The 3,002-nt window shown below is 56.3% G+C and carries 2 protein-coding genes and 1 pseudogene; 2 read left to right on the top strand and 1 reads right to left on the bottom strand.

Annotation, left to right across the window (positions count from 1 at the left end):
- Positions 1–1,515: pseudogene (locus AC1DLB_RS26410) on the top strand (dermonecrotic toxin domain-containing protein); the annotation flags it as partial.
- Positions 1,516–1,646: 131 nt separating this feature from the next.
- On the top strand, positions 1,647–2,648 hold the full coding sequence (locus tag AC1DLB_RS26405; protein WP_477743019.1) for a FecR family protein: 1,002 nt from the start codon (positions 1,647–1,649) through the stop codon (positions 2,646–2,648).
- Positions 2,649–2,704: 56 nt separating this feature from the next.
- Here the strand turns inward: AC1DLB_RS26405 and AC1DLB_RS26400 are convergent.
- Positions 2,705–3,002: penicillin acylase family protein (locus AC1DLB_RS26400; protein WP_477785948.1), on the bottom strand; the 298-nt coding region annotated here is incomplete at its 5' end.

Raw genomic sequence — 3,002 nt, 5'->3', positions numbered from 1 at the left:
CAGTCCAACAAAGACGCTCAAGGCGAGTGGGAAACCGTAAAACGTGTACTGGGTGACGATCTGGAACAGGCCTATACATTCCTGATGGGCAAACTGGCCTACCCGATTGTCGTGTGGCGCAGCTATCGTGAGGTCAAGCAGTCTGCGGAGGAGCTTCAACAACACAAATGGGGCCCGGCGATAACATCCTTTATCAGCGGCATCACGCAACTGGCGATGTTGCGCCAGTCAATGGAAGGCCAGGCAGAGCCCTCTGCAGCGGCCAGCGAGTCTTCCCCCTCCCCAGCCAGTGCCAGCCTTAAATGGCAAGACATCGCCACTACCGATCCCGCACGCACCGGTTTGCAGAACCACGAGCACGTTGATGTCAACCTTGGCTCGATGACCCGGGACACCGCCCTTGGGCTCTACACGCACCCGACCACACAGAAAAAATACGGTGCGGTTGAAGGAAAGGTCTATCAACTCGAAAAACGTGGCCTGCGCTGGCGCATCAGCGGTCCGGACGGAAGCGGCCCCCATGTTGCTCGAAACGCTTCAAAGCAGTGGGTGCGGGAACCGGATGAGCTGGTTCGTCAGTACAGCCTGATCAAGAGGTTGAAAACGTGGAACGCTGTCCGTGGCGGGATGAACGTCGAAGCCAACGGAATGGCTCAAATACGCCGGCTCTTCCCTGTGCGGGCGCGGCTGATCGACGAAGGCCTTGACTTCGCAACTACCTATGCGTGGAACGGTTTTCGTAACTTGCAACTGTTGAAAAATTCAGGCGACACAGAGACACCGGTTCATCAGCTCGTCAGGAGGTTTCTTGATGTGTCGGAGATATCGCCCGAGCATGTGACGATGATCCAGAAGGTCGTAGAGGACATTCTCGGTGCCTTGTTGGATCCGACCCTCAGGAACGAGCAGTCGGAACGCTTCGTCACCGGGAGAGCTCATCCCGGTGACCGGGACCATATGTTTGCCTTCACGATCCCTACCGATCAACAGAAAAAAATCTACCTGGCAGAGAAGTATTTTATGCCTTACATGGATCACTACCGTAATTACATGACCGATGCCGCGTTCCCGATCCGTGCCCACGCCCGCGCAACGACGTTGATCCACGAGCTGTCGCATGTAATTTGTGACACGGAGGATATTGCTTATATGGATGCAAGCAGACCGTTTGTCGACCTGATTGATACCACTACGCCCCGTGGCAACCATTTGAGCAAGGCGCTGACACAGCTTCAGAAGGAAGCACTTTCAATCCATACCCCCTTATCCGAACTGTTCGCCGTTTTGAATGACGATACAAATGTATGGGAAGATTTTGGTCAAACCTTCTACGAGGAAACCAACCGTACACGTGACCGGATTTTGAGTTTGACCGGAAAAAAAACCCTGGCCGAAGCACGCACGCATTTCAAAAAGGATGCGACGACAAGACTGGCTGTCCAGCTGGCCAATGCTGACTCTGTCGCTTGGCTTATCTCTCATTTGGGACGTCAACTTCACGTCGACACCCCCTGAAACGCGGTCACCAGGCACTGGCGCAATGTCAGTGCCCTGAAAATAACTTCGACTTTGATGGGGAAATGCCATGACGATTGTTCTCGCAGGCTTTCCCTCAAGGTTAGAATGCAGGAAATCAGGATGAGTCAATGACCGACCACTCTCTCTCGCAAGCCCAATACGACGCCATCACCGATGCCGCTGCGCACTGGTGCATGCGTCTGCACGCCAGCGACTGCACGGCAGAGGAACGCCTGGCGTTCGAGCAATGGCGTGATGCCCATCCGCTGCACGCCTTCGAGTACGAAGCCATGCTGGAGATCTGGGATGTTGCGGGGGATTTGCCTCGTCCTGAATCCGTCACACCGGCTGTTCGGCTCAAACCGACAACACCCTGGCGCACTTTCGGCATCGCAGCCGCGATCTGCGCCCTGGCGCTGCCACTGGCCGCGTATACCGGATGGAACCTGGGGTGGCTGCCCAATGCCTACCAGCATTTCGAGGCGACCGATAATGTTCGTCAGGTCACGCTGGGTGACGGCAGCCAGGTGGAGCTGAACCTGGGCAGTGAACTGACGTTCAGCAATTACAAGGATCAACGTCGTGTCACGCTGAAAAAAGGCGAAGCCTTCTTCAGCGTCAGCCACGACCTGCAGCACCCGTTCATTGTCAGGGCGGGCGACGGCAGGATTCGCGTCACCGGCACCCAATTCAATGTCTGGATGTATGAAGACCTGGTACGCGTGAACCTGATCGAGGGTTCCGTGCTGGTGACCAGCAACGATGCCCTGCCCGGCGACGGTCTACGCCTGGAACCTGCGATGCAGGCACGTTACAGGCACGGCGACTTCACGCCACAAATCAGCCAGACCTATGCCAACGACCAGTCGCTGGCCTGGCGCAGCGGCAAACTGGTGCTTGATAATCTGGCGCTGACCGATGCCCTGCCCTTGATCAATCGTTATCTGAACAAACCGGTGATGCTCGCGGACCACAGCGCTGGTTCGATTCGCCTCGGCGGTATCTACAACATCAAAGAGCTCAATAACCTGGTGGCTTCGCTGCCCAAGGTGCTGCCGGTCTACCTGACCCGCAACCAGGACGGCAATCCGGTCCTCAACTCAATGCCTCAACAAGCCCCAAAAAGCTGAAGGCCGCGACCCTTGCGAGGTGCGGCCTTCACCTTTTCATTTGAAAGCTATCGCTGTTACTGCGCGGCGACCTTCCCCACCTTTTCATCCTGCTCGCGGATCGTCTGAGCCTGGTACTGCGGATCAGCCGTGATCTGCTGCTCGGTGAACGGCAACACACTCAACTGTTTCTTCGAAAAGGCCTGTGTCTGGTCCCGGGAATACTTCGACGCCGGGTCACTGGACAACGAAAACGCCAGCAAACCCTGAGCCTGCGGCCCCTTGTCATCGAACGTCACCACCTGCAAATAGCTGGTGCCACTGACGACTTCACGTTTGCCGTCGGTTCTCGGCACGCTTTGAATGGCGTTATAC

The organism is Pseudomonas sp. 05N434 (genome assembly GCF_056396965.1).
Note: the sequence above shows the minus strand (reverse complement) of the source record. Positions and strands in the feature narration are given on the sequence as shown.

Excerpts from the sequence above, each read along its gene's own strand:
- AC1DLB_RS26405 (WP_477743019.1), top strand. The coding sequence starts at position 1,647 with ATGACCGACCACTCTCTCTCGCAAGCCCAATACGACGCCATCACCGAT.